A 25,615-nucleotide genomic window follows, 5' to 3' on the forward strand; every position below is an offset into this window, starting at 1 on the left:
GGGGCTGCTCCCGATCGAGAGGAGATCCATGTCCCAGGAACCGGGACTCCGCCGCGCCATGGGCGGCTTCGATGCCACGACCGTAGGGATCGGCGCGATGATCGGCGCCGGCGCGTTCGTGGTGTTCGCCCCGGCCAGTGCATCCGCCGGGGCGCTCCTGCCCCTGGCCGTCGTGATCGCGGGCTTCATCGCCTACTGCAACGCCTCGGCGACCGCCTCCCTGGCCGTGCGTTATCCCACGAGCGGTGGGACCTACGTCTACGGGCGCGAGCAGCTCGGTCCCTGGCCCGGGTTCCTCGCCGGGTGGTCGTTCGTCACCGGCAAGCTGGCTTCCTGCGCGGCCATGGCCCTCACGTTCGGCCTGTATGCGGCGCCGGGTGCCGCGAAGGCCGCAGGGGTCGCCGCCGTCGTCGGGCTGACGCTCGTCAACCTCCTGGGGGTCACCCGCACCGCGCTCGCCACGCGCGTCATCGTCTCGCTCGTGGTGCCGGTCCTCGCCTTCGTGATCGTCGTCGCGTTCGCCTCCCCCGCGGCCTCGGGCCCGGCCGCCGCCGGTTCCGCAGGGGCGGCCGGGATCCTGCAGGCGGCGGGCCTGCTGTTCTTCGCCTTCGCCGGGTATGCGCGCATCGCGACGATGGGTGAGGAGGTCCGTGAACCGCGCAGGAACATCCCGGCGGCGATCTTCGGTGCCCTCGGCTTCACGCTGCTGCTGTACCTGCTGCTGGCGCTGTCCCTGCTGCACGCCTTCGGGCCGACCCGGCTCGCCGGAACCACGGCTCCGCTGCGGGAGGTCTTCGACGCAGCCACATCGAGCGGAGCCGCCGGTGTGGGCGGAGCGGTCATCACCCTCGCGGCTGCCCTCGCGAGCCTGGGCGCCCTGCTCGCCCTCATCGCCGGAGTCGGCAGGACGAGCCTTGCGATGGCCCGGGGCGGAGACCTGCCACGGGTGCTGTCGCGGATCTCCGCCCGGCACGCCGTGCCCTGGGTCGCCGATATCGCGACGGCCGTCGTCGTCGTGGTCCTCCTGCTGGCCACGGACGTGCTGACCGTGGTCGGCTTCTCGAGCTTCGGCGTGCTGCTGTACTACGCGATCGCGAACATCGCGGCCTTCACCCTCACCGAGAGGCAGTGGTATTCGCCGCGCTGGCTGAACGCCGTCGGCGCAGCCGGTTGCCTCGTCCTGGCCTTCACCCTGCCGGCGACGTCGGTGCTCACCATGCTCGGGGTGCTCGCGGTCGGGCTCGCCGCCCGCGCAGTCGTCGGAGCCCGGCGCGGGTGACGTTCCGCGATCGCGACGTCAGGCGGTCGCGACCACCGGGCGGAGGTCCTCGGCGGGAGGCGTCCAGGCTGCAGGGTCCGCCGCCACCTGGTCCCCGGACCGGATGTCCTTCACCTCGTGCGAGCCGTCGGGCGACGTGAACCAGACGAAGGGGATGCCGCGGCGGTCCGCGAACTTGATCTGCTTGCCGAACTTCTCCGCGCCCGCTGCCACCTCGGCGGAGATCCCGCGGCTCCGCAGCGCGGCCGCGACGTCCTGTGCCTGCGACCAGGAATCGTCGTCGGCGAGTGTCACGAGGACGGCGGTGGGGACGGACCGCGAGACCGTGGCGAACCCCTGGCTCAGGATCCGGGAGACGATCCGCGTGACGCCGATCGACAGTCCTACCCCGGGGAACGTTCGGTTGCCCTTGCGGGCCAGGGAGTCGTAGCGGCCGCCGGAGCAGATCGATCCGAGGCCCTCGTGCCCGTTGAGCACCGTCTCGTAGACGGTGCCCGTGTAGTAGTCGAGCCCGCGGGCGATGCTGAGGTCCGCCACCACCCGGCCCGGTGCCCGTCGGGATGCCTCGCCCACGACCTGCTGGAGTTCCTCGAGGCCTTCGTCGAGGAGGTCGTTCGTCACGCCGAGGGCGCGGACGCGTTCGACGAACGAGGTGTCGGACGTGCGGATGCCGGCGAGCTCGAGTGCGAGGCGCACCTGGTCGTCGTCCGCGCCGACCTCGTCCCGCAGCAGCGTGCCCACCTTGTCCGCGCCGATCTTCTCGAGCTTGTCGATGCTCCGCAGGACGGCGGCCGTGTCCTCGAGCCCGATGCCGCGGTAGAACCCCTCGGCGAGCTTCCGGTTGTTGACGCGCAGCGTGAAGTCCGGGATGGGGAGGGCGCCGAGGGCCTCGACCACGGCGAGGGCGAGTTCGACGTCGTACCGGAACGGGAGCACGCCGTCGCCGACGACGTCGATGTCCGCCTGGGTGAATTCGCGGGCGCGGCCCTCCTGGGGTCGCTCCCCGCGCCAGCACTTCTGGATCTGGAACCGGCGGAAGGGGAAGGCGAGGTGGCCGGCGTTCTCGACGACGTAGCGGGCGAATGGCACGGTCAGGTCGTAGTGGAGGGCGAGGCCGCTCTCGGAGGCGGACGCCTCGTCGGCCTGGAGGCGTGACACCGCGTACACCTCCTTGTCGATCTCACCCTTCCGCAGCAGGTGATCCACCGTCTCGACTGCCCGTGTCTCGATGCTGGAGAAGCCGTGCAGCTCGAACGTCCGCTGCAGCACCTCGAGCACGTGGAGCTCGATCAGGCGCTCCTCCGGAAGCCATTCGGGAAAGCCGGACAGTGATGCCTTGCGGGCCATGGGGTGGTTCTCCTCCTGCGCGGGGTTGCCGGTTCCCGCTTCCCTGCAGCGAAGCGGTCCGTTCTGCGGCCTCAATCCTAGGTGTCGTGTCGGGTTCCCGGGAAAACGGTCAGCGCGGGCGGCCGGGAGCAGCGGAGGCGCGGCTGTTCCCTGCACGTCCAGCAGGAAGGGCGCCTCCGCCCCGGAACCCGGATTCCGACCCAGTGGGTAAAGTAACCTCAGGGCAGACTCCCAGACCCTGCATGAAATGGCCCCGGCGTTGCTCACGGCCATCCGACGAGCGAAAGACTTCTAGCGGTGACACATAGTCAGCAATCCGACGAAACGACCATCGGCCAGGACGCACAGCAGGACACGGTGGCAGGCGACGGCGCCGGCGACCCCACGTCCGCAGACGCGTCCGCAGGCACGGGCACAGGTGCCGACACGAGCGCCGACACGGGCGACGTGACCGCAGCCGCTTCCCCGCAGGACGGGACGGAGCCGGTGACGTCCGGCCCCTCGGAGGAAGCCGACGCTGCCGCGGCAGACGCAGCCGGTACGGCCGAGGCCGAGGCCTCGGCGCCGACCGATGTCGGCGCCTCCGGCGTCGGTGCCAGCGCGCACTCCCCTGCTCCGGAAGCTCCGGCCGAGCCGGCGGAACAGCCGGTTGCCCCGGCCGGCGCAGGCGAAGTGCCCGATGCAGACGCAGCAACCGGTGCAGACGCACCAGGGGATGCCCCCGAGGCGTCGGTCCCCCTGGCCCCCGAGCCCGCACCACTGACCACGCCGTCGCCCCGTCTCGCCGCTCCCCGCCCGCCGCTGCCCACGGCGATGGTGCCCCGACCGCTGAAGAAGGCCGCCCAGCCGGTCGCCGCACCCCTGGCGCACAGCACCTCCCTCGAGGAGGCCGCCCGGTTCGCCCGCGTCGAGGACGACGGGCACGTCTTCCTGCTGGTCGACGGCGCCGAGCACCCGGTGGGACAGTACCCGGATGCGAGCCGCGAGGAGGCCCTCGCCTACTTCGTGCGCAAGTACGACGACGTCGTCAGCCAGGTGGCCCTGCTCGAGCAGCGCGTGCAGGCCAAGGCGCCATCGTCGGACATGGCGAAGACGGCCAAGCACCTGCGTGCCCAGGTCGGCGAACGGAAGATGGTCGGCGACGTCGTCGCCCTCGAGGCGCGGATCGATGCCCTGCTCGGCGACATCAGCGGCCTCGAGAAGGCGGAACGCGCAGTACAGGACGAGCTGAAGGCCAAGGAACTCGCGGCCCGTGAGGCGATCGTCGCCGAGGCCGAGGAACTGGCGGGCCGGGATCCGTCCACCGTGCAGTGGAAGGCCAGCAGCACCCGCATGAACGAACTGTTCGAGCTGTGGAAGGCGGCGCAGAAGAACGGACCGAGGCTCGGCCGCGGCACCGAGGACGCGCTGTGGAAGCGTTTCCGGTCCGCACGCACCGTCTTCGACCGGCACCGGCGCGCCTACTTCTCGCAGCTGGACAGCGACAACGCCGAGGCGAAGCAGGCCAAGGAAGCGCTCATCAAGCGGGCGGAGCAGCTCTCCAGCTCCACCGACTGGGGGCAGACGGCAGCCGAGTACCGGCACCTCATGGACGAGTGGAAGGCGTCGAAGCGCGCCAGCCGCAAGGACGACGACGCCCTCTGGGCCCGCTTCCGGGCAGCCCAGGACCGCTTCTTCGAGGCCCGCAAGTCCGCCAATGAAGCTGTCGACGAGGAATACGCCGGCAACCTCACGGTGAAGGAAGCCCTGCTCAGGGAGGCCCAGCAGATCCTGCCGATCCGCGACCTCGCTGCTGCGAAGAAGGCCCTGCAGTCCATCCGCGACCGCTGGGACGAGGCGGGCAAGGTGCCGCGCGCCGACATGGGACGCATCGACGCCGGCCTCCGGCAGGTCGAGGATGCCGTGAAGGCCGCCGACGACGACCACTGGAAGAAGACGAACCCCGAGACGAAGGCCCGCACCAACAGCGCGCTGAGCCAGCTCGAGGCGACGATCGCCCAGCTCAAGGAAGACCTCACAGACGCCGAACGGGCAGGGAACGCGAAGAAGATCGCATCCGCCCGGGAGGCGCTGGCGGCACGCGAGCAGTGGCTCGAGATGCTGCAGAAGTCGGCCCAGGACTTCTCCTAGCACCCGGCCCGCGCCGGTTCCAAGGCCCTCCGTCACCGTTGTCCACATCGGTGCCGGAGGGCTTTTGCGTGCGCGACGCGGTGGGATGCTGGAGCAATGCCTCCCCTGGACAGCGCTGCACCGCCCGAACGTCTCCGGGGCGCGGACGGCAATCCCGTAACCTCCACGGGAGGTGCCCTCTTCCACGCCGGTGACATCTTCACCTCGGCCGAGTTGCAGGCCATGAGGCTGGAAGGACTCGTGCGCCTCGTCATCGGAGACTCCTACCTCCGCAGCGACTTCCGTGAGGACCCGGCCACGCGGTCCCAGGCAGCAGCGCGCTGCATACCTCGCTCCCTCCGCCCGCGGGTGGCGCTGGGACGAACGTGCGCCGCCTGGATCTACGGGTGCGCACCCCCGCCGGCGCTGATCAGCCTCGTGTCGGACCACCGCCGCCGCACCACGGCCCTGCCGCCCTTCACGCCCGCGGTCCTGCACCAGGTGGCGCTCGGCCCCTTCGACGTCAACAGGGTCGGAGGTGTGTCCGTGACGACCCCGCTGCGTACGGCGGTGGACATCGCCGTCCACGGGGAGGACTGCGATGCCGTCCGGATCCTCAGCGCCATCGGCAGGGCGCGGGACCTCGACTGCCCGTTGCGGCTCGTGGAGGCGGCACTGCTCGCGACGCCACGGGTGCCGGGCAAGACGCGTGCCCTGGCGAGGCTGCGTGCCGCCCAGCATCCGGGGGTCGGCAGGACGGAACCGGGCGCGCGTCAGGGTCGGCGCTGGGAGCCCGTGGTCCGGTAGACGTCGAAGACGCCGTCGATGCGGCGTACGGCGCTCAGGATGTGGTTGAGGTACTTCGGGTCACCCATCTCGAACGCGAACCGTGACATCGCGACCCGGTCCGACGACGTGTTCACGTTGGCGGCCAGGATGTTCACGTGGTTCTCGGCGAGCACGCTCGTGACGTCCGAGAGGAGGCTCTTGCGGTCCAAAGCCTCCACCTGGATCTCCACGAGGAACACACTCGACTGCGTCGGCGCCCAGTCAACGGGAACGATGCGGTCCGGCTGGTCGCGCAGTTCCTGCACGTTGCGGCAGTCGCTGCGGTGCACCGAGACGCCGGAACCCCTCGTGACGAAACCGATGATCGGGTCCGGCGGCACCGGGGTGCAGCAGCGGGCGAGCTTCACCCAGACGTCGCCGACGCCGCGGACCGTGACGCCGGAGTCCGAGAACTTGGGCCGGCGCGGCTGCGTGGCCACCGCCGTCTCGGCGATGTTCTCCTCGGCGCCCTCGTGGCCGCCCATCAGCGCCACGAGGTGCTCGATGACGTTCTGCGCCGACGTATGGCCGTCGCCGACGGCAGCATAGAGGGCGGAGATGTCCTGGTGGCGGAGTTCCTGGGCCACGGTCAACAGGGCGCTGTGCGTCATCATGCGCTGCAGCGGGAGGTTCTGCTTGCGCATCGCGCGCGTCAGCAGCTCCTTGCCCTTGTCGATCGCCTCCTCTCGGCGCTCCTTCGTGAACCACTGGCGGATCTTGTTCCTGGCCCGCGGGCTCTTGACGAAGCCCTGCCAGTCCTGGCTCGGACCCGCGCCCTCGGCCTTCGAGGTGAAGATCTCCACCCAGTCGCCGTGGTTGAGCTCGCTGTTGAGCGGCACGAGCTTGCCGTTGACCCTGGCGCCGATGGTCCTGTGGCCGACCTCGGTGTGCACGGCGTACGCGAAGTCGACCGGCGTCGACCCGGCAGGCAGCGCCATCACCTCGCCCTTGGGCGTGAAGACGAAGACCTCGCGCGCATTGATCTCGAACCGCAGCGAGTCGAGGAATTCGTCCGGGTCCGAGGTCTCCTGCTGCCAGTCCACGAGGCTCCGCAGCCAGCCCATGTCCCCGTTGTCGGAGGCCTCGAGCTGCCTGCTGCCGTTCTTGTACTTCCAGTGGGCCGCGACGCCGTACTCGGCGCGGCGGTGCATGTCGTGCGTCCGGATCTGGATCTCTACGGGCTTGCCGCCCGGGCCGATCACCGTGGTGTGCAGCGACTGGTACATGTTGAATTTCGGCATGGCGATGTAGTCCTTGAACCGCCCGGGCAGGGGGTTCCACCGCGAATGCAGCGAGCCGAGGGTGGCGTAGCAGTCGCGCACGCTGTCCACCAGGACGCGGACTCCCATGAGGTCATGGATGTCGTCGAAGTCCTTACCCCGCACGATCATCTTCTGGTAGATGGAGTAGTAGTGCTTCGGCCGGCCCGTGATCGTCGCCTTGATCTTCACGGCGCGCAGGTCTTCCTCGATCTGGTTGCGTACGAGGCTGAGGTGCTTCTCGCGCTCCGGCGTCCGGTCCCCCACCATCCGGACGATCTCCTCGTACACCTTCGGGTGGAGTGCCGCGAAGGACAGGTCCTCCAGCTCCCACTTGATGGTGTTCATGCCCAGGCGGTGCGCGAGCGGGGCGAAGATCTCGAGAGTCTCCCGCGCTTTCTTGGCCGAGGAGGCAGGCGAGACGAAGCGCCAGGTGCGGGCGTTGTGCAGGCGGTCGGCCAGCTTGATGACGAGGACGCGGATGTCCTTGGCCATGGCGACGACCATCTTGCGGACGGTCTCGGCCTGGGCGGCGTCGCCGAAGGACACCTTGTCGAGCTTGGTGACGCCGTCGACCAGCATGGCGACCTCGGGGCCGAAGTCGCGCTTGAGCTCCTCGAGCGTGTAGGACGTGTCCTCGACGGTGTCGTGCAGGAGTGCCGCGGCGAGCGTGGTGCCGGTCATGCCCAGTTCGGCGAGGATCGTGGCCACGGCCACCGGGTGGGTGATGTACGGGTCGCCGCTCTTGCGCGTCTGGCCCTCGTGGCTGCGTTCGGCGACGAGGTACGCGCGCTGAATGAGGTCGAGGTCTTCCTTCGGGTTGTTCGCGCGCACCGTCCGCAGGAGCGGTTCCAGGACCGGCGAATAGCCGGAGGAGCCCCGCCCGGTCAGCCGGGCGATGCGCGCCCGCGTGCGCCCGCGCCGTCCGGGCGCCACCTGATCGGCACTTGCCGCGGACGGGGCCGATCCCGGCGCTACCGCCGGCGGGTCCGGCTGGACGAGCCCACGGGACGGACCCGGACGCGGGCCCTCCGTGGCGATCGGACCAGGCGATCCTGGCGCCGCAGTACCCCCGTCATCGGGCCGCACTGCGGGATTCACCGCTTCAGCCATTCAAGTCCCTCAATCTCGATCCAGAATCCCGGAAGGATTCAAGATGCCACAGGTAACGCGACCTCTCCAAGTCTAGCCGGGGCTGATCCGGTGCACGCTGTGCTACCGCGCCGGGTGCGCCCCCGGAGACACTGCCTCGAGCGCACGGCGGTCCAGGACCTTCTTCTCCTGCTTCTTCAGGTCCGGCTCGTTGAGCCGCAGGGCCGCGTACAGCGGCGCCGCGATGAAGATCGTGCCCAGCGTGCCGAGGATGATGCCGATGAACAGGGCCAGGGAGAGGTCCTGCAGCGTGCCCGCGCCCAGCAGGAACGAGCCGATGAACAGGATGGAGGCCACGGGCAGGATCGCCACTACCGAGGTGTTGATCGACCGCACGAGTGTCTGGTTCACCGCGAGGTTGACCTGCTCGGCGAACGTGCGCCGCGTCGAGGTGGCCCCGTCCGCCGTGTTCTCCCGGATCTTGTCGAACACCACGACCGTGTCGTACAGGGCGTAGCTGAGGATCGTCAGGAAGCCGATGATCGCCGAGGGCGTCACCTCGAAGTTGCTGAGCGAGTACAGCCCGGCGGTCACGACCATCACCACCACGAGCGCGGCCATCGCGGCGAGGGCCATCTTCCAGGTGCGGAAGTAGATGGCCATCAGGATCGCGGCGAGCAGGACGAACACACCGAAGCCGATCAGGGCCTGGCGGCTGACGTCCTCGCCCCACGTCGGGCCGACGAAGCTCGAGGTCACCTGGTCCTCGCCCACGCCGTAGCCGCTGATGAGGTTGTCGCGGACGCTGAGCGTCTCGTCGTCCGTCAGGCGCTCGGTCTGGACGCGCATGGTGTCCGCCGCGATGTTGGTGACCCGCGGGACGGCGTCGGGGACGACGTCGGTCACGACCGCTTCGCCGATGGCGGTGTCCGTGTTGTCCGTCGCGGAGACGGTGAACTCGGACCCGCCCCGGAAGTCGATCCCGAGGTTGAAGCCGCCCTTGAGCACCGGGATGATGATCGAGACGAGGATGGCGAGGCCGGCGATGAGGAACCAGAGGTTCCGCTTGGCGACGAAGGGGTAGGAGCGCTTCCCCGAGTACAGCTCGTTGCCGAAGGTGGCGAAGCTCGTGCGGCTCATTCGTTGTTCTCTTTCTGGGAAGAACCGGTGCGGCCCGCGAGGGCCTTCTGCTGCTCCGCGCGGCGGCGCTCGGCGATGGTCATGCGCCGTTCGGCTTCCGCCGAGGCACCCTTGTTCTTGGCCCGGGCGATGACGACGGGCTTCTCGGCGCTGGGCTCGCGCAGGCGGCCGGCGCCGCGGTAGAGCGGGATGCCACCCAGGCGGCTCGGATCGAGGCCGGACCACGGGTGGCCTTCGCCGAAGAACTTCGTCCTCGCTAGCAGCCGGAGGACCGGGTGGGTGAAGAGGAAGACGACCACGAGGTCGGCGATCGCCGTGAGGCCGAGCGTGAAGGCGAAGCCGCGGACGTTGCCGACGGCGACGAAGTAGAGCACGAGCGCCGCCAGCAGGTTCACTGCCTTCGATGCGAGCACGGTGCGTTTGGCACGGCGCCAGCCGTTCTCGACGGCGGAGATGAGGCCGCGGCCGTCACGCAGCTCGTCACGGATGCGTTCGAAGTAGACGATGAACGAGTCCGCCGTCTGGCCGATGGCGACGATGAGGCCCGCCACGCCGGCCAGCGACAGCCGGTAGTTCTCGGTCCAGCCGAGGATGCAGATCGCGAGGTAGGTCAGGACACCCGCGACGACGAGCGAGGCGATGGTCACGAGGCCGAGCAGGCGGTACTGGAACATCGAGTACAACGCGACCAGCAGGAGCCCGATGAGCCCGGCGACGAGGCCGAGCCGGAGCTGGTCCGCTCCCAGGGTCGCGGAGATCTGCTGTTCGCTCTGGATCTCGAAGCTGATGGGCAGGGCGCCGTACTTGAGCTGCTCGGACAGGGCCGCGGCGGATTCCTCCGTGAAGTTTCCGCTGATCTGGGGGTTGCCGTCCGCGATGACCGCGTTGGTGGTCGGCGCCGAGACGATCCGGCCGTCCAGCACGATGGCGAACTGGTTCCGCGGATCACCGGTACCGATCGCGTAGAGGCGCTCGGTCACCTCGCGGAAGGTCTTGGTGCCCTCGTCGTTGAAGTCGATATTGACGGCCCAGGTGTTGAGCGCCTGGCCCTGCGGGCTGCGCTGCAGCCCGTAGCTCGCGGTGGAGATGTCCGTGCCCGGGACCTCGACGGGCCCGAGGATGTACTTGCCCTGCGTGTCGGGTTCGCACGCGACCATGGGCTGGTCGGCCGGGGCCGGCTCCTCGGCAGGCTCGAGGGCCGCCGGGTCGAGGCAGTCCAGGGCCTCGAACTGCTTGTAGAGCTCGGGCGTGATCCAGTTCGGGTCACTGGCGTCCTTCGGCTCCGCAGCCGGCTTGGGGAGCTGGTCGTCGGGCGTCGGAGTCTCCGCCGGTGCCGCCTGTCCAGGGCCACCCGCGAGCACGGGCCGGAACTCCATCTGCGCCGATGCCTGGATCAGGTCACGGGTCTCGGGGTCCGGTGTCCCGGGGAGGGACACGATGACGTTCTGCCCGGACTGCGTGTTGATCTCGGCTTCGGCGACGCCGGAGCCGTCCACGCGCTGGCGGATGATCTCCACCGCCTGGTCGAGCTGTTCGGGAGTGATCTCGCTGCCGCCCTGGACGCGGGGGGCGAGGATCATCTGCGTCCCACCCTCGAGGTCGAGGGCCAGCCGGGGGCTCCAGCTCGCGGTGCTCCAGTAGGAACCCGCTCCCAGCAGGATTGCGAGCAGTGCTGTCAATGCGCCCAGCCAGACTAGTGTCCGCTTGGCTGCCGTCCCGGGACCGGTACGAGGCATGGTGGGGTGTCCTTATTTCGTGGCGCGGCGCGTGGCCGCGGTGATTCTGACAGGCGCGGTGCGAGGACCGACGCCTTGGGAATGCTAGTGGTCCGGGGTCGCTTTGGGGTCGCGGGGATCCCGCGCGTCGCGGCTTTCCTGCGCGGACTGCCTGTTCAGCCGCTCGAGGGTCTCCTCCGGCGTCTCGACGCCCGAGGTGGTACCCGCGGTTCCGGCGGCGGTGGACCCGGCGGAGGGGGTGCGGTCGACGGCGTCGATCGAAGACGTGTCCCCCGCGACCGGCGTCCCCGGAAGGGCGTCGTCGCGGGTGTCGTCGACGCGGGTGTCATCCACGCGCTCCTGCTCGACGACCTTGGACAGGGCCTGGGTGTGCACGGTGGCGAAGTTGCCGGGCGACAGTTCGAGGACCGCCTTGTTGTTCTCCTGGTCGATCGACACGATCGTGCCGAAGAGCCCGAACTGCGTCATGACCTCCGTGCCCGGTTCCATGCTCGTCCGCATCTCCTTCACCTGCTTCTGCGCCTTCCGCTGGCGCCGGAACATGGTGAAAATCAGGAAGGCCAGCGCCAGCGGCAGGAGGAGGGAGAAGATGTCGAAGGGAGGAGCATCTCCGGAGGCGGTCTGGGCAACTACATGTGCGAACACTGGGAATTTCCGTTCCTGGGACTGGGAGTGGGCGGCAGGACTGTGCCCCGGCACACATTCGAAGACACCAGTGTAAAGGGGAAAGCTGGGCGATCCCCCGTCAGGAGTCCGGCCGTGCCCAGCTGTCAAGGGCCGATTCGCTGCCGAGCAGGTCCTCGGGCGCCACCGAGAACAGGTCCTCCGGCATGGCTGCGGCGACGTTCTGGGGCATCTCGAGGCCCAGGTGTCTCCACGCGGCCGCCGTAGCGATCCTCCCGCGCGGCGTCCGCCCGAGCATGCCCTCCCGCACCAGGTAGGGCTCGGCGACGGTCTCGACCGTCTCGGGCTCCTCCCCCACGGCGATCGCCAGCGTCGAGAGACCCACGGGACCCCCGTTGAACTTGGTGATGAGGGCGGTGAGGACGGAGCGGTCCAGCCGGTCGAGTCCCCGCGCATCCACTTCGTACATGTCGAGCGCCGCGCTTGCGGACCGCGCATCGATCAGGTCGATGCCGTGCACGAGCGCCCAGTCCCGGACCCGCCGCAGCAGGCGGTTGGCGATACGGGGGGTGCCCCTCGAGCGGCCGGCGATCTCGGCGAAGGCCGCCGAATTCACCTTCATGTCCATGAGCATCGCCGACCGCCGGAGCACGAGCTCGAGTTCCTCGGTCGAGTAGAACTCGAGGTGGCCGGTGAAGCCGAAGCGGTCCCGGAGCGGGCCGGGCAGCAGTCCCGCGCGCGTGGTGGCGCCCACGAGTGTGAAGGGCGGCAGTTCCAGCGGGATGGCCGTGGCACCGGGCCCCTTGCCGACGATGATGTCCACCCGGAAATCCTCCATCGCCATGTAGAGCATCTCCTCGGCCGGCCGCGACATGCGGTGGATCTCGTCGAGGAAGAGCACCTCACCGTCGGTCAGGGACGAGAGGATCGCGGCGAGGTCGCCGGCGTGCTGGATCGCGGGACCGGAGGAGATGCGCAGCGGTGCGTTCATCTCCGCGGCGATGATCATGGCGAGCGTCGTCTTACCGAGGCCGGGAGGTCCCGACAGGAGGACGTGGTCGGCGCTGCGTCCGCGCAGTCGCGAGGCTTCGAGGACGAGCGACAGCTGCCGACGCACGCGCTTCTGCCCCACGAAGTCGTCGAGGTTCTTCGGCCGCAGTGCGGCCTCGATGGCCCGGTCCTCGGGATCGGCGGCCGGCGCGACGAGCGGCGCGTCCTGGGGATGCGGGTCCGTCATGACCCGACCTTCGCCCGCGCAGAGCTTCGCGCGCCGTCCTGCCCGAGGCGGCGCAGCGTGAGCTTCAGGATCTGGCCCACATCACCCGTCGCGGCGACCTCGGGCGCGTCGGCGACGGCTGCGTCGATGGCCGCCCCGGCATCCCTCTCGGACCAGCCGAGGCCCATCATGGCGGTGAGCACCTGGCCCTGCCAGGTCTGCTTCGGTACGCCCGGTGCCGACTCGAGGGGAACCAGCTTCCCGGCGAGTTCGAGCACGATGCGGCGTGCACCCTTGGGTCCGATGCCGGGCACCTTGCTGAAGGCCTTGTCGTCGCCGGAGGAGGCGGCGACCCGGATGGCGTCCGGCGCGTGGACCGCCAGCACGGCAAGGGCGAGACGGGGTCCGACACCGCTGACGGCCAGGAGGGTCTCGAAGACCTCACGCTGGTCCGCGTCCTCGAAACCGAAGAGCGTCATCGAGTCCTCGCGGACGATCATCGCGGTGGCGATGGTGGACTGCTCGCCCACGCGCAGCCCGGCGAGGGTCTGCGGCGTGGCCTGCACCTGCATGCCGAAGCCGTTGACGTCGATGACGGCGGAGTGCAGGCCCACGTGGGTCACTGTTCCGCGCAGGGAACTGATCATGAAGAGCTCCAAGGCACTTGCGGGACGGGGACGGCGGGCCGGGGCCCGCGTCGAACATACGTTCTAATGGATAACGGTACCGGCGTCCCGGCCAGGACGCGAGGAGCCACACCGGGAAGGGCGCTAGCGTCGTCGCGCCCGCGCCTCCGCCTCGGCCCAGATGCGCTGTGCGGGAGTCACGCTGCCTCCGGCTGCAGCAGCGCCCTGAAGCCCTACTCCCCTGCGCCAGGCATGGGTGATCGCGAGCGCCAGGGCATCGGCGGCGTCGGCGGGCCGAGGCGCGGTCTCGAGCCGGAGGATCTTCGTCACCATCTTCGTGACCGCCACCTTGTCCGCCTGGCCGTTGCCCGTGACGGCGGCCTTCACCTCGGTGGGTGTGTGGAGGGCCACCGGGATGCCGCGCCGGGCCGCGGCGACGATGACGACGCCGGACGCCTGCGCGGTCCCCATCACGGTACTGATGTTGGTTCCGCTGAACACGCGCTCGACGGCGAGGGCCTGCGGTTCGTGCAGGTCCAGCCACAGGTCGACGGCGTCCGAGATGACCAGGAGCCGCTCGTCGAGGCTCCTGCCGGCCTCCGTGCCGATCACGCCCACCGCGACGAGCGTCGAGCGCCGGTTCGGCTCGATGTCGACGACCGCGAGTCCGCAGCGTGTCAGGCCGGGGTCCACGCCCATGACCCGGTAGGTCACGGCGCTACCCTCCCTGCGCTGCCGAGCGGTGCGATGTCAGTCGTCGTTCTCGAGCTCGGCCAGCACGTCGTCCGAGAGGTTGGCGTTGGAGTAGACGTTCTGGACGTCGTCGAGCTCCTCCAGCGCGTCCACCAGCTTGAGGAACTTCCGGCCGCCGTCGGCGTCCAGGTCCACCTGCATGGACGGCACGAACTCGATCTCGTCGGTCTCGTACTCGATCCCGGCCTCCTCGAGCGCGCCGACGACGGCGCGGACGTCCTGCGGCTCCGAGATGATCTCGAAGCTGTCGTCGGACTCCTTGACCTCGTCCGCGCCCGCGTCGAGCACGGCCATGAGCAGCTCGTCCTCGGTGAGGCCGTTCTTGGCCAGGGTGACGACGCCCTTGCGGGCGAACAGGTACGACACCGACCCGGGATCGGCGATGCTTCCGCCGTTGCGCGTGATGCCGACGCGCACCTCGGACGCGGCACGGTTCTTGTTGTCCGTCAGGCACTCGATCAGCAGGGCCGAACCCTGGGGGCCTCGTGCCTCGTACATGATCGTCTGGTAGTCGACGGCCTCGCCGAGCAGGCCCGCCCCGCGCTTCACGGCGCGGTTGATGTTGTCGATGGGGACGGAGGTCTTCTTCGCCTTCGAGACGGCCAGTTCCAGCCCGGGGTTACCGGCGATGTCGGCACCTCCGGCGCGCGCTGCGACCTCGATGTTCTTGATCAGCTTCGCGAAGGACTTCGCCCGCTTGGCGTCGATCGCGGCCTTCTTGTGCTTGGTTGTTGCCCACTTAGAGTGCCCCGACATGCTTACGCTTCTCCTCTGATCATCCGAATAAACAATTCGTGGACCCGCCGCTCACCCGTCACTTCCGGGTGGAAACTCGTGGCCAGCAGGTTCCCTGAACGCACTGCCACAATTCTAGCGACCGGCGCCAAGTCGGCCTCCGCTCCGTGCTCTCCAGCCGCTTCTCCAGCCACCGGAGGGCCCGCCTGCGGTGTCTCCACGGCAGGCACCTGTGCCAGCACCTGCACGCCGTCGCCCACCTTCTCCACCCATGGCGCACGGATGAAGACGGCCCGCACAGGGTCCTCGCCCGCGACGCTGCCGGTGGCGGCAAGTCCCCGGAAGTCCAGGTCCGCCTCGAAGGACTCACGCTGGCGTCCGAAGGCGTTGCGCCGCACCACCATGTCGAGGCCGCCGAGCGTCTGCTGCGGATTGCCGAGCCTGTCCGTGGACGGATCCGCGATGACGTCGGAGAGCAGGATCATGCCGGCGCAGGAGCCGTACACCGGCAGCCCGCCCGCGATGAGTTCGCGCAGCGGCTCTGCCAGGCCGAAGGTACGGGTCAGCTTGTCGATCGTGGTCGACTCGCCGCCGGGGATGATCAAGCCGTCGATCGCCGCGAGTTCCGATGGGCGGCGGACGGGAACGGCCCGCCCGCCGAGGGACTCGACGGTGGCGACGTGTTCGCGTACGTCGCCCTGCACGGCGAGCACGCCGACGACGACGTCACGGCGCTGCGATGTCGACGCACCGGCGGCTCCAGGGGCTCTGGTAGCCCCGCCGGCCTCACCGTCGGAGGAGGAGGCGGCACCGGACGCGGACGTGGGTAGAGGGGCCGAGAAGGACGGGGAAGTCATCCCTCAATTCTAGGTCGCCCTGCCCGGGTTCCCGGCGCCGTGCGGGCGGGCGTGAGCAGCGCCTCCCGTCCGCGTCCCGGAAAGACCGGCGTGCCTGCGATAATTTGTAGGCATGAATCCCCTTCCAGTCCTCGTCGGCAAGGCCGTGCGCATCGCCTCCCGCCTGCGCGGCGGCGGCTCCGCGTTCCCCGGTCTGGTGGTCGAGCGCCTCGACCCCGGCTTCATGGGACGCGCGCTCTCGAACCTCCCCTACGGCGTCGTCGTCGTGAGCGGGACGAACGGCAAGACGACGACCACCAAGATGGTCGTGGAACTGCTCGAGGGTCAGGGCCTGAGCGTCTTCACGAACCGCACGGGCAGTAATTTCACGCGCGGCGTCGCCGCTGCACTGCTGGGCGAGGTCGACTGGCGCGGACGCCTGAAGGCCGACGTCGCCGTGCTCGAACTCGACGAGGCGCACGCCGTGCACTTCGTGAAGCTCGTGCCACCGCGGTACTCGCTCCTCCTGAACGTCCTGCGCGACCAGCTCGACCGGTTCGGCGAGATCGATGCCACGACCCGCCTGCTCGAGCGGATCGCGCTGGCCACCACGGGCACGGTGGTCCTCAACCGCGAGGACCCCCGCGTCGCGGGCCTGGCGTCGTCCGTCACGGCGGCCGACGTCGTCTACTTCGGCCTCGATGCGTCCCTCCGCAGCACGTTCCCGAACGACGACGAACTGCGCGGCGCCGCGGGCACCGCTCCTGCCTCCGCCCTGCCGGCCGACGTCGTCCTGCGATCGGTCGACGGCAACTCGGCGGAGTTCGAGGTGGAGGGCACGACCACGCGCACCGATCTCCGCCTGCGCGGCGTCTACAACATCTTCAACGCGGCGGCGGCCCTGGCGGCCGCCCGCGCCGTCCTCGGCGGGACCGCGGACAACGGCAGGCTGTTCTCCTCGCTGGCCGCTGTGGAACCGGCGTTCGGCCGCGGCGAGAGCCTCGTCGTCGACGGCCAGGCCCTCGAACTGGTCCTCGTGAAGAATCCGAGCGGATTCCGGCTGGGCCTGAAGTCCTTCGACCCTGCGGGCTGCGCGACGATGATCGCCATCAACGACAACTATGCGGACGGACGCGACATGTCCTGGCTGTGGGACGTCGACTTCGATTCCCTCGGCCTCGGCGGTGTGGACGTGGTCAGCGGCGTCCGCGCCTACGACATGGCACTGAGGCTGAAGTACGACGACGTCCGCGTGGGCGCCGTCGAACCCGACATCGCCGAGGCGCTCCGGCAGTTCATCCGCGGATCCGACGGACGGCCCAAGCGGATCTTCTGCACCTACACTGCCATGCTCGCGGTGCGCCGCGAGCTCTCCAAGATCACGAAGGTCGAGGTGGTTTCCTGATGAGCGACGCCCCATCCGCCGGAGCCCTGACGAAGGCACCCGCCGACCCGTCCAAGGGGTCCCTGCGCATCCTGCAGCTGTATCCGCGGGAGATGAACATCTACGGCGACTACGGGAACGTCCTGGTCCTCAAGCAGCGCCTCGCGTGGCGCGGTTACGGCGCCGAGATCCTCGAGCACAACGCGGGGGACGCATTCCCGGACGACGTCGACCTGATCGTCGGCGGCGGCGGCCAGGACAGCGGGCAGGTGGTGATCCAGGACGACCTCCAGGCCATCGCCCCCACCCTGCGTAGGCTCGCCGAGGACGGCACCCCCATGCTCCTCATCTGCGGGCTCTACCAGCTCTTCGGCAACTTCTTCCGTACCCAGGACGGCACGGTCATCCCCGGCATCGGGGTCCTCGACCTGGAGACGCGGGGTGGCGCCGAGAGGCTGATCGGGAACGTCGTCGCCCGGAGCGACGAGTTCGGTGACATCCACGGCTACGAGAACCACAGCGGCCAGACCTTCCTCGGCGACGGGCTCAGGCCCCTCGCGACCGTCCTCAAGGGCGCGGGGAACAACGCGGAGGAGCACCACGAGGGCGCCCGCTACAGGAACATCGTGGGGAGCTACCTCCACGGCTCCCTGCTGCCCAAGAACCCTGCCATCGCCGATTTCCTGCTGCGCACCGCGGCGGAACGGAAGTTCGGCGCGTTCGAGGACGACGGCGTGGACGACTCCCTCGCGTACCTGGCCCGGGAGCACGCGGCCGCAAGGCCTCGGTAGGCGGGACACCGCGTTGCGCGTCGCCTGCTCCATGGTGTGCGGCAACGGTCTGTGTCATCGTGGACCATGTCCGTTCGACGCCTGCGCCCTGAGGGACTCGTCCGCAGTCCGGCTTTCAGCCACGTCGCGATCGTGCCGGCCGGCGCGACCACGATCTACGTGGGCGGCCAGAACTCCGTCGCCGCTGACGGCTCACTCCAGGGTGAAGGGGACGTTGCGGTCCAGGCCGTGCACGCGCTGGAGAACGTGACAACCGCGCTCGCCGCCGCTGGTGCGACCCTCGGCGACGTCGTGCAGTGGACGGTGCTGTTCGTCGACGGAGCCGACCTTGCGGCCGGGTACAGAGCGATCGCGTCGGACCTCGCATCGGATGAACCGGCACTCGTGACAGCAGCCCTGGTCGCCGGGCTGGGCGTTCCGGGCGCCCTCGTCGAAATCAGTGCCGTCGCCGCCGTCATGCCCTGACGGGGCCCGCCCTCTCGCTGCCGGATCAACTGCCAATTCAACTGCCGGATCGCCTGCCGGATCGCCTGCCGGATCGCCTGCTGCACGCCCGCAGATAGCTTCCGGACCGGCCCGGATCAACTGCCGGATTGCCTGCTGCACGCCGGCAGATAGCCTCCGGACCGCCCCGGGTCGTCGCCAGATCGCCTGCTGCACGCCCCGGGTCACCCGGTGCCCGTGTCCTGCCGGCCCTCCTTGATGGGCGGAAGTGCCGTCAGCGGCCGTCCATGGGCGCCGATTCCTGCAGCACGATGCCGTTGCCGTCCGGGTCGTCGAACTGCACGAAGCGCCCCCAGGGCGCCTCCTGCAGGGCGGAGACCGCCACACCCGCAGCCGCCAGGCGCGAGGAATCGCCGTCCAGGTCGTCGGTCTCGAGGACGAGCCCCTTCAGCGATCCTGCCGGCATCGAGGGGAACCAGGTGACCAGGGTCAGCGCCGTCTGCGATCCGGCGGGGGCCACCATCACCCACCGCATCTCGGGCCCCATGAGCGTGTCGGACAGCACGACGAATCCCAGCGACCGCACATAGAAATCGCGCGCCCGATCCTGGTCCGAGACGGGGACGGAGACCACTTTGACCGCTGTGAGTGCCATCCGGCAAGGCTTCCGGTGGAGCCGGACGCTGTCAAGGATCCGCGCCCTCGCGGAGCCGTCGTGGCACCGTCGTCGGACGCGCCCGGCCGCCCGAACCCGACGGGGTAGTGCATCAAGGGAGGACATCGTGCAAAAGTTGGTTCCCATGAGCAACCCTTTCCTCGAGCCCAGCACCCTGGACTACCAGCTGCCACCCTTCTCCGCCATCCGGGACGAGCACTACCTGCCGGCTTTCGATGCCGGTTTCGCCGAGCACCTGGCCGAGATCGACCGGATCACGGACTCCGACGAGGCCCCCACGTTCGAGAACACGCTCGTCGCGCTCGAACGTGCCGGCAGGACCCTCGACAGGGTCTCGCGTGTGTTCTTCAGCAACTCCTCCAGCCACGCGACGAAGGCGATCCAGGAACTCGAGCAGCAGGTCGCCCCGCGCATCGCCGAGCACGAGGACAACATCAAGCTCAACCGCGCGCTGTTCGAGCGCCTCCGGAAGTTGCCGGTCGACGGGCTCGACGAGGAGTCCGCGCGCCTGGTCGAGGAGTACGTCCGCAGCTTCGTGCGGGCAGGAGCCGAGCTCGACGACGCCGCCCAGGCCACGCTCCGCGGACTCAACTCCCAGCTGTCGGCGCTCAGCACCGAGTTCTCGCAAAAGCTGCTGAAGGACACGAACGATTCGGCGCTCCTGCTCGACTCCGCCGACGAGCTCGACGGCCTGTCCGCCGATGCCATCTCCGCCGCCGCGTCGGCAGCCGCGGAGGCCGGCCACGACGGCAAGTACCTCCTGACGCTCATCCTGCCGACCGCGCAGCCGGCCCTGGAGTCGCTCACCAGGCGCGATGTCCGGCGCCGGCTCCACGAGGCGTCCGTCCAGCGCGGCGCGCGCGGCAACGACGCCGGCACCCTCGCCATCGCCACGCGCATGGCCACCCTCCGCGCGGAGCGCGCCGCCCTCCTCGGTTTCGACACGCACGCCGCGGCCGCCACGGACAACCAGACGGCGCCGTCGCTGGAGGCGATCCTGGACCGGATGCGGGAGCTCGCTGCTCCGGCCGTGCGCAATGCGCGGGCCGAAGCCGCCGAGCTGGAGGCCGAGGCAGGCCACCCGATCGAACCCTGGGACTGGGCCTACTACGCGGGGAAGGTCCGGAAGGCGAGGTTCGACGTCGACCTGGACGCGCTGCGCCCCTACTTCGAGCTCGAACGCGTGATCAACGACGGCGTGTTCTACGCCGCCAACCGGCTGTACGGGCTGACCTTCACCGAGCGTCCGGACCTGGTGGGCTACCACCCCGACGTGCGCGTGTGGGAGGTCTTCAACGAGGACGGCTCGGGACTCGGCCTGTTCCTCGGCGACTACTACACCCGCGACACGAAGAGCGGCGGAGCGTGGATGAACTCCTTCGTGGACCAGTCGCGTCTCGACGGGACGCGCGCCGTCGTCATCAACAACCTCAATATCTCGAGGCCCGGAGCCGGCGAGCCGACGCTGCTCTCGTACGACGAGGTGGTGACCGCGTTCCACGAGTTCGGGCATGCCCTGCACGGGCTCTTCTCCGATGTCACGTATCCGCTATTCGCGGGGACGTCCGTCCCCCGAGACTTCGTCGAGTACCCGTCGCAGGTCAACGAGATGTGGATCCTCTGGCCGGAGATCGTCGCCAACTACGCACGGCACCACGAGACCGGCGAGGCTCTCCCCCAGGACGTGATCGACCGCATCCACGCGGCAGGAACGTGGGGCGAGGGCTTCGAGACCACCGCCTACCTCGGGGCGACGCTGCTGGACCTAGCCTGGCACTCGATCCCCTCCGGCACCGTTGTCGAGGACCCCCTCGCCTTCGAGGCCGCGGCGCTCGCCGACGCCGGGGTCGATTTCGCCCCCGTGCCTCCGAGGTACCGCACGTCCTACTTCAAGCACATCTTCGCCGGCGGGTACGCGGCCTCCTACTACGCGTACATCTGGAGCGAGATGCTTGATGCGGACACCGTCGAATGGTTCAAGTCCTCCGGCGGCCTGACGCGCGGGAACGGCGACCACTTCCGTCGTGAACTACTGTCGAGGGGCAACAGCATCGACCCGCTGCAGGCTTTCCGCACGTTCCGCGGACGGGACGCGGACCTGCATCCCCTGCTCGTCCGCCGCGGCCTGGCATGAGCGGCGTCGCGGGTGGCGCACCCGCATGGTGACCATCGCCCAGAGCCAGCGGCTGCACGCGGCCTGGTTCACCGCGCTGGCCTCGGCGACGGGCGGGAAGACCTTCTCGACGCACGGCACCACGTGGATCTGGCTGCCCGCGCGACGCGAGCTGATGATGATGTTCCCCGACGCCGTCCGCGCGCAGGCCGTGAAACCCGCGCTGGCCGAGGGCGTGCGGCTGCGCGCCTCGACCGTCCGCGTCTGGCTGAACGGCGCAGTCGACGCCGCAGAGCTCGGCCCCCTCGGGTTCAGCCCGAGCTGGCAGCCCTGGTGGATGGCGGCGCCCGTCGCGGCCGTGGTGCGGTCGGCCGACGACGCCGCCGTCCTCACCACCGAGGTGTCCGACTACTCGGGGCCACTGGAGCAGGAACTGCGCGTCGCCCGCTCCCAGCCGACGCAGGCCTGGCATGCGGTGACGAGGGACGAGCGGGGAGGCGCCGTCACGGGTGCCGCGTACTCCTTCTACCCTCACGGGGTGGCCGGCCTCCGGCAGCTCGGCGGGATCCACCACCTCGAGGTCCTCCCCGACCACCAGCGGCGCGGGCTGGGCACGGCACTGCTGAGCGCGACGGCGCGTGCGGCGGGCGACGCGGGGGTCGTGGACCTCTGCGTCCATGCCACGCCCGAGGGGTACCCGTTCTTCGCCCGCCGCGGGTTCACGCTGCTGGGGCGCGGCAGGACCTACTCCCTGCAGCTCTGATCGGGCCACGTCGGGGACGGTGCGACCGGGCACCAGGATCGGATCCCTTGACCCTGCCCCTGGGGCCGGGCGGAAGGTCGGAACGTGGCACCACCGCCACGCAGGCATCCAGGAGGTAGCAGTGCCGCGAATGAGCAGTGGAACCTTCAGTCGCAGGACGCGCCTGAGCAGTAAGGCCCTGCGCCTGTATGCCGAGAGCGGGTTGCTTTCGCCCGCGCACGTCGACGCGCGGAACGGCTACAGGTACTACGCCGACGAACAGGTCGCCGATGCGCGCCTGATCATCCTGCTCCGCGGACTCGACATGCCCCTCGACACGGTTGCCCGTGTCCTGGCGGCGGACGACGGCGAACGCGCGGACCTCGTCGCCGCGTACTGGGCCGGCGTCGAAGCGACCGTGCTCGCACAGCGGCACCTCGCGTCCTACGTGATGTCGCAACTCGCCCAGGGGAAGGATCAGCTCATGAATGTGAAGACGCGGGCCTGCGATGCCAGGACCTATGTGACGGAGAAGCGACGGGTGAGTCCGGATGAGATCCCGGACTTCATCCAGTCGTCGTGCGCCCGACTCATGCCGGTGGCCGAGCGGCTCGGCGGGTGGGCAGGACCCCTGACGACCATCTACCGGAGCCCCGTCAACGACGAGACGGACGGGGTCGTGGAGAACGGGATCCCGGTCCGGGAGGACGTCACGCCGGACGACGTCGGCCGAACCGCCGAGCTCCTCGTCGAGCCCGCCGGCGAGGAGGCCTTCACCCGCATCACCCAGGCGCAGGTGCGGTATCCGCAGATCCTGCAGGCCTACGACGCGGTGTACGCGTGGTTGGCGCGCGAGGGGCTGACGCCGTCGCTCCCCCCGCGGGAGATCTACTTCGCCCCGTTCGACGCCGCGCACCCCGAGGCGGAGGTGTGCGACGTCGCCGTCCCCTTCACCAGATAGCACCCGGGGAGCGGCAAAAAGGAAGGACCGCAGCCGGGTGGCTGCGGTCCTTCCGACGCTCGCGTGGCTGTTACCAGCCGCGCTCTGCGAGGCGGTGCGGCTGCGGGATCTCGTCCACGTTGATGCCGACCATGGCCTCGCCCAGGCCGCGGGAGACCTTGGCGATCATGTCGGGATCGTCGTGGAACGTGGTCGCCTGGACGATCGCGTGGGCGCGCTCGGCCGGGTTGCCGGACTTGAAGATGCCCGAGCCGACGAACACGCCGTCCGCGCCGAGCTGCATCATCATGGCCGCGTCCGCGGGGGTCGCGATACCGCCGGCGGTGAACAGGACCACGGGAAGGCGGCCCGCGGAGGCGACCTCCTTGACGAGCTCGTAGGGTGCCTGCAGTTCCTTCGCCGCCACGTACAGCTCGTCCTCGGCCATGGAGGACAGGCGGTTGAGCTCGGAGCGGATCTTGCGCATGTGCATCGTGGCGTTCGAGACGTCCCCGGTGCCGGCCTCGCCCTTGGAGCGGATCATCGCGGCGCCCTCGTTGATGCGGCGCAGCGCCTCCCCCAGGTTGGTCGCACCGCAGACGAAGGGAACCGTGAACTTCCACTTGTCGATGTGGTTGGTGAAGTCCGCGGGCGTGAGGACCTCGGACTCGTCGATGTAGTCGACACCGAGGGACTGCAGGACCTGGGCCTCCACGAAGTGCCCGATGCGCGCCTTCGCCATCACCGGGATGGACACGGCCTCGATGATGCTGTCGATCATGTCGGGATCGCTCATGCGGGATACGCCGCCCTGGGCGCGGATGTCCGCGGGAACCCGCTCGAGCGCCATGACTGCTACCGCACCGGCGTCCTCGGCGATGCGGGCCTGCTCGGCGGTGACGACATCCATGATGACGCCGCCCTTGAGCATCTCGGCCATTCCACGCTTGACCCGGTTGCCACCGGTCTGTGCTGTGGTTGCCGAATTGTCTTCAACGGTGGACACGACTTGCCCCTAAAGGTAGAAAAAAGCTGACCCTTCATGATACGCCGCTGGAGCGGACGCTCAGGCGGCGCCGTCGTCCTGCCCGCGGCAGCGGCACCCCGAAGGCGCGCTGTTTCCGGAATCTTCTGCGCCGGTTCTCCCCGATCACGCTGGTCGCGCTGCCGCACCCTGTTCGGCGAGGAATTCTACCCAGCTGCGCACTCCGCGCTGCGCCCCCGGGCCGGCGAGATTCGCGCCGGTCCGGTAGGCGCGGCCGATCGCTCCGGGTATGCGGATGGGCAGCTTCGGGTGACGGTCGCCGAAGAAGTCCGAGTAAGCGGCGAGCAGTTGGACGATGTCGAGTACGTCCGGTCCGACGATATCGGCCACACGGCCGGCTGGTTCCGCGAGGGCGAGCTCGGCCAGGCGGGCGGCAACCTCGTCGACGTGCACCGGCTCGAAGCGCAGGCCACCCGGTGCCGGGGTGAGCGGCATGCGGGCGAGACCCTTCACCACGGGGAGGACGAAACCGTGCAGTTGTGCGACGCGCACCACCGTCCACGGAATGCCGGACTCCGCGATGGTCCGCTCGGACGACGCCTTCGCACGGAAGTACCCGATCGGCATCCTGTCCGCGCCCACGACCGAGATCAGGATGAGGTGACGTGTCCCGGCCGACCGTGCCGCATCCGCCAGATGGCGCGCCGCCACGTCGTCACCCTTGGCGCCGCCGGCGAGATGCAGCACCGTGTGCACTCCTTCCAGCGCCGGTCGGAGGCCGACACCGGCGATCGCGTCGCCTCCGACGTGTTCGATGCCGAGCCCGCCGGGGCGCGGGTGGCGGCTGAGGATGCGCACGTTCAGGCCGGCGGTCCGCAGGATCGGGACAACCCGACTGCCGATGGTGCCGGTGCCTCCGGTCACGAGGATGGGTGTATTCATGGTCCGACTCCCTGGTCAATAAGTCCGGCGAGGCTGTGTGTCTCGCCGGTAGGGTGACGATTTCCACCACGAGGATGTGACATGACCGATCCGGAAATTCTCGCTCGGCGCTTCGAGAACGCCCGGCCACGACTGGTGGCGATCGCCAGCCGGCTGCTCTCATCCGCGGTGAACACGATCAAGCGCCGGCCGTTGTCGGCGGCGTTCTCCAGCAGGTACGACTCAAGGCCCAGCCAGAGATCGAGGCCCTGGTTGAACTTCGCGGCCTGCGGAGCGGCGTTCGTGTAATGGAAGGTGTCCTTGTTCGCAGTCGCTGCCTCGGCCCGGGTGTCGCCCCATACCGCTGACGCTCGGCGGACGAGGTGCCCGCGGTCGATGTCATTACGCGCATAGACCCGCTCCCCCGTCCGCAGGTCCTCGTCGAGCCGCGGATCCAGCCGCCATTGGATGCCTGAGCGGCTGATGTCTATGAGCTTGGCACCCTCGATCTCGAGCGCTGTGATGGCGGCTAGGCACTTGTCCAAGCGCATCAGGACCGAGAAGTGCGTGTACGGGAGCAGAACCGTCTCGACGCCGGCAAGGGTCGGGATGGGCACCGGAACACCGAGAAACTGCTCATCGAATTCCTCGCGATCGGCGAGGCTTCCAGCCGTGGCAGTGTTCGCGGTCTGAGGTGTGGGCAGGGTGGAGTCCATCCGGTGAAGCTACCAGCGGCAGGTGACATGTGAATGAACGGCCTGAGCCTAGAGCGACATGAGACCGGCCGCGAAAATCACGAAACCACCAGTCAACAGGAGGACCACCACACCGGCCTTAACCGGGGCCAGTCCGGTAGCGAGCCCGCGCTGCCGGTCCTCACCGATGGTAATGGCCTCCAGCAGCACATTTGCTTGGGAACGCCCCATGACGTGCCGTCCACGATGAGGCAGCTAGGGCTAAGAGCATCATGACAGAGCCGGCACCCACACGGGCCTCCCTTAGGACAGGCGCATTAGTAACGCGCCTGACGGGCAGGATG

The 25,615-nt window shown here is 69.3% G+C and carries 23 protein-coding genes; 9 read left to right on the forward strand and 14 right to left on the reverse strand.

Annotation, left to right across the window (positions count from 1 at the left end; translation table 11 throughout):
• The first annotated feature begins 28 nt into the window (after nt 1-28).
• Entirely contained in the window at nt 29-1,279 is a 1,251-nt protein-coding gene (locus ACX80I_RS07770) for an APC family permease (protein ID WP_459344543.1), read from the forward strand.
• A gap of 18 nt (nt 1,280-1,297) precedes the next feature.
• Here ACX80I_RS07770 and hisS read toward each other — a convergent pair whose 3' ends face one another.
• Nucleotides 1,298-2,626 (reverse strand): histidine--tRNA ligase, encoded by a 1,329-nt coding sequence (gene hisS, locus ACX80I_RS07775; RefSeq protein WP_459344544.1) that lies wholly within the window; start codon nt 2,624-2,626, stop codon nt 1,298-1,300.
• A gap of 486 nt (nt 2,627-3,112) precedes the next feature.
• On the opposite strand from hisS, the gene ACX80I_RS07780 reads away from it, so the two are divergent.
• Both ACX80I_RS07780 and ACX80I_RS07785 read left to right on the forward strand, forming a co-directional pair.
• Nucleotides 3,113-4,756 (forward strand): DUF349 domain-containing protein, encoded by a 1,644-nt coding sequence (locus ACX80I_RS07780; RefSeq protein ID WP_459344747.1) that lies wholly within the window; start codon nt 3,113-3,115, stop codon nt 4,754-4,756.
• Nucleotides 4,757-4,852: 96 nt separating this feature from the next.
• Complete coding sequence (locus tag ACX80I_RS07785; RefSeq protein WP_459344545.1) at nt 4,853-5,542, forward strand: hypothetical protein; 690 nt, start codon at nt 4,853-4,855, stop codon at nt 5,540-5,542.
• On the opposite strand, the gene ACX80I_RS07790 is transcribed toward ACX80I_RS07785, so the two are convergent.
• From ACX80I_RS07790 to pdxT, 9 genes are all read right to left on the reverse strand, one after another.
• A complete protein-coding gene (locus ACX80I_RS07790) occupies nt 5,509-7,935 on the reverse strand; it encodes a RelA/SpoT family protein (RefSeq protein WP_459344546.1) in 2,427 nt (808 codons plus the stop codon). The two genes, ACX80I_RS07785 and ACX80I_RS07790, sit on opposite strands and share 34 nt — an antisense overlap.
• A gap of 102 nt (nt 7,936-8,037) precedes the next feature.
• The gene (secF, locus tag ACX80I_RS07795) at nt 8,038-9,054 is read right to left on the reverse strand and encodes a protein translocase subunit SecF (RefSeq protein ID WP_459344547.1); all 1,017 of its coding nucleotides are present in this window, start codon (nt 9,052-9,054) and stop codon (nt 8,038-8,040) included.
• Nucleotides 9,051-10,790 (reverse strand): protein translocase subunit SecD, encoded by a 1,740-nt coding sequence (secD, locus tag ACX80I_RS07800; RefSeq protein ID WP_459344548.1) that lies wholly within the window; start codon nt 10,788-10,790, stop codon nt 9,051-9,053. Before secD ends, secF begins: the two co-directional genes overlap by 4 nt.
• An 84-nt stretch (nt 10,791-10,874) precedes the next feature.
• Entirely contained in the window at nt 10,875-11,435 is a 561-nt protein-coding gene (gene yajC, locus ACX80I_RS07805; protein ID WP_459344549.1) for a preprotein translocase subunit YajC, read from the reverse strand.
• Nucleotides 11,436-11,535: 100 nt separating this feature from the next.
• A complete protein-coding gene (ruvB, locus tag ACX80I_RS07810; protein WP_459344550.1) occupies nt 11,536-12,651 on the reverse strand; it encodes a Holliday junction branch migration DNA helicase RuvB in 1,116 nt (371 codons plus the stop codon).
• On the reverse strand, nt 12,648-13,277 hold the full coding sequence (gene ruvA / locus ACX80I_RS07815; protein WP_087073363.1) for a Holliday junction branch migration protein RuvA: 630 nt from the start codon (nt 13,275-13,277) through the stop codon (nt 12,648-12,650). Before ruvA ends, ruvB begins: the two co-directional genes overlap by 4 nt.
• A gap of 123 nt (nt 13,278-13,400) precedes the next feature.
• Nucleotides 13,401-13,970, reverse strand: coding sequence for a crossover junction endodeoxyribonuclease RuvC (gene ruvC / locus ACX80I_RS07820; RefSeq protein ID WP_459344551.1), 570 nt, complete (start codon nt 13,968-13,970; stop codon nt 13,401-13,403).
• Nucleotides 13,971-14,006: 36 nt separating this feature from the next.
• Nucleotides 14,007-14,765 carry a YebC/PmpR family DNA-binding transcriptional regulator gene (locus ACX80I_RS07825; protein ID WP_459344552.1) on the reverse strand — a complete coding sequence of 253 codons (759 nt, stop codon included), beginning with the start codon at nt 14,763-14,765 and terminating at the stop codon, nt 14,007-14,009.
• A gap of 2 nt (nt 14,766-14,767) precedes the next feature.
• Nucleotides 14,768-15,601 carry a pyridoxal 5'-phosphate synthase glutaminase subunit PdxT gene (gene pdxT, locus ACX80I_RS07830; protein WP_459344553.1) on the reverse strand — a complete coding sequence of 278 codons (834 nt, stop codon included), beginning with the start codon at nt 15,599-15,601 and terminating at the stop codon, nt 14,768-14,770.
• Between the two features lie 112 nt (nt 15,602-15,713).
• Between pdxT and ACX80I_RS07835 the strand changes: the two genes are divergently transcribed.
• From ACX80I_RS07835 to ACX80I_RS07845, 3 genes are all read left to right on the forward strand, one after another.
• Entirely contained in the window at nt 15,714-16,985 is a 1,272-nt protein-coding gene (locus ACX80I_RS07835; protein ID WP_459344554.1) for a Mur ligase family protein, read from the forward strand.
• Nucleotides 16,985-17,755: a type 1 glutamine amidotransferase gene (locus ACX80I_RS07840; protein WP_459344555.1), complete on the forward strand. Its 771-nt coding sequence runs from the start codon at nt 16,985-16,987 to the stop codon at nt 17,753-17,755. Before ACX80I_RS07835 ends, ACX80I_RS07840 begins: the two co-directional genes overlap by 1 nt.
• Nucleotides 17,756-17,821: 66 nt before the next feature.
• A complete protein-coding gene (locus ACX80I_RS07845; protein WP_459344556.1) occupies nt 17,822-18,220 on the forward strand; it encodes a RidA family protein in 399 nt (132 codons plus the stop codon).
• Nucleotides 18,221-18,473: 253 nt separating this feature from the next.
• Here the strand turns inward: ACX80I_RS07845 and ACX80I_RS07850 are convergent, their stop codons facing one another.
• A complete protein-coding gene (locus ACX80I_RS07850; protein WP_459344557.1) occupies nt 18,474-18,854 on the reverse strand; it encodes a VOC family protein in 381 nt (126 codons plus the stop codon).
• A 145-nt stretch (nt 18,855-18,999) separates the two neighbouring features.
• Between ACX80I_RS07850 and ACX80I_RS07855 the strand changes: the two genes are divergently transcribed.
• From ACX80I_RS07855 to ACX80I_RS07865, 3 genes are all read left to right on the forward strand, one after another.
• Complete coding sequence (locus ACX80I_RS07855) at nt 19,000-21,009, forward strand: M3 family metallopeptidase (protein WP_459344558.1); 2,010 nt, start codon at nt 19,000-19,002, stop codon at nt 21,007-21,009.
• A gap of 25 nt (nt 21,010-21,034) precedes the next feature.
• Nucleotides 21,035-21,751: a GNAT family N-acetyltransferase gene (locus ACX80I_RS07860; RefSeq protein WP_459344559.1), complete on the forward strand. Its 717-nt coding sequence runs from the start codon at nt 21,035-21,037 to the stop codon at nt 21,749-21,751.
• Between the two features lie 130 nt (nt 21,752-21,881).
• Nucleotides 21,882-22,691, forward strand: a complete 810-nt coding sequence (locus ACX80I_RS07865) for a MerR family transcriptional regulator (protein WP_459344560.1) — start codon at nt 21,882-21,884, stop codon at nt 22,689-22,691.
• A gap of 70 nt (nt 22,692-22,761) precedes the next feature.
• Here the strand turns inward: ACX80I_RS07865 and pdxS are convergent, their stop codons facing one another.
• The 3 genes from pdxS to ACX80I_RS07880 form a co-directional block, all read right to left on the reverse strand.
• Nucleotides 22,762-23,676 carry a pyridoxal 5'-phosphate synthase lyase subunit PdxS gene (pdxS, locus tag ACX80I_RS07870; protein WP_087073377.1) on the reverse strand — a complete coding sequence of 305 codons (915 nt, stop codon included), beginning with the start codon at nt 23,674-23,676 and terminating at the stop codon, nt 22,762-22,764.
• A gap of 144 nt (nt 23,677-23,820) precedes the next feature.
• Nucleotides 23,821-24,597 (reverse strand): SDR family oxidoreductase, encoded by a 777-nt coding sequence (locus ACX80I_RS07875; RefSeq protein ID WP_459344561.1) that lies wholly within the window; start codon nt 24,595-24,597, stop codon nt 23,821-23,823.
• A complete protein-coding gene (locus ACX80I_RS07880) occupies nt 24,594-25,292 on the reverse strand; it encodes a DNA/RNA non-specific endonuclease (RefSeq protein ID WP_459344562.1) in 699 nt (232 codons plus the stop codon). Before ACX80I_RS07880 ends, ACX80I_RS07875 begins: the two co-directional genes overlap by 4 nt.
• Nucleotides 25,293-25,615: the final 323 nt, after the last annotated feature.

This window comes from Arthrobacter rhamnosi, assembly GCF_054510855.1.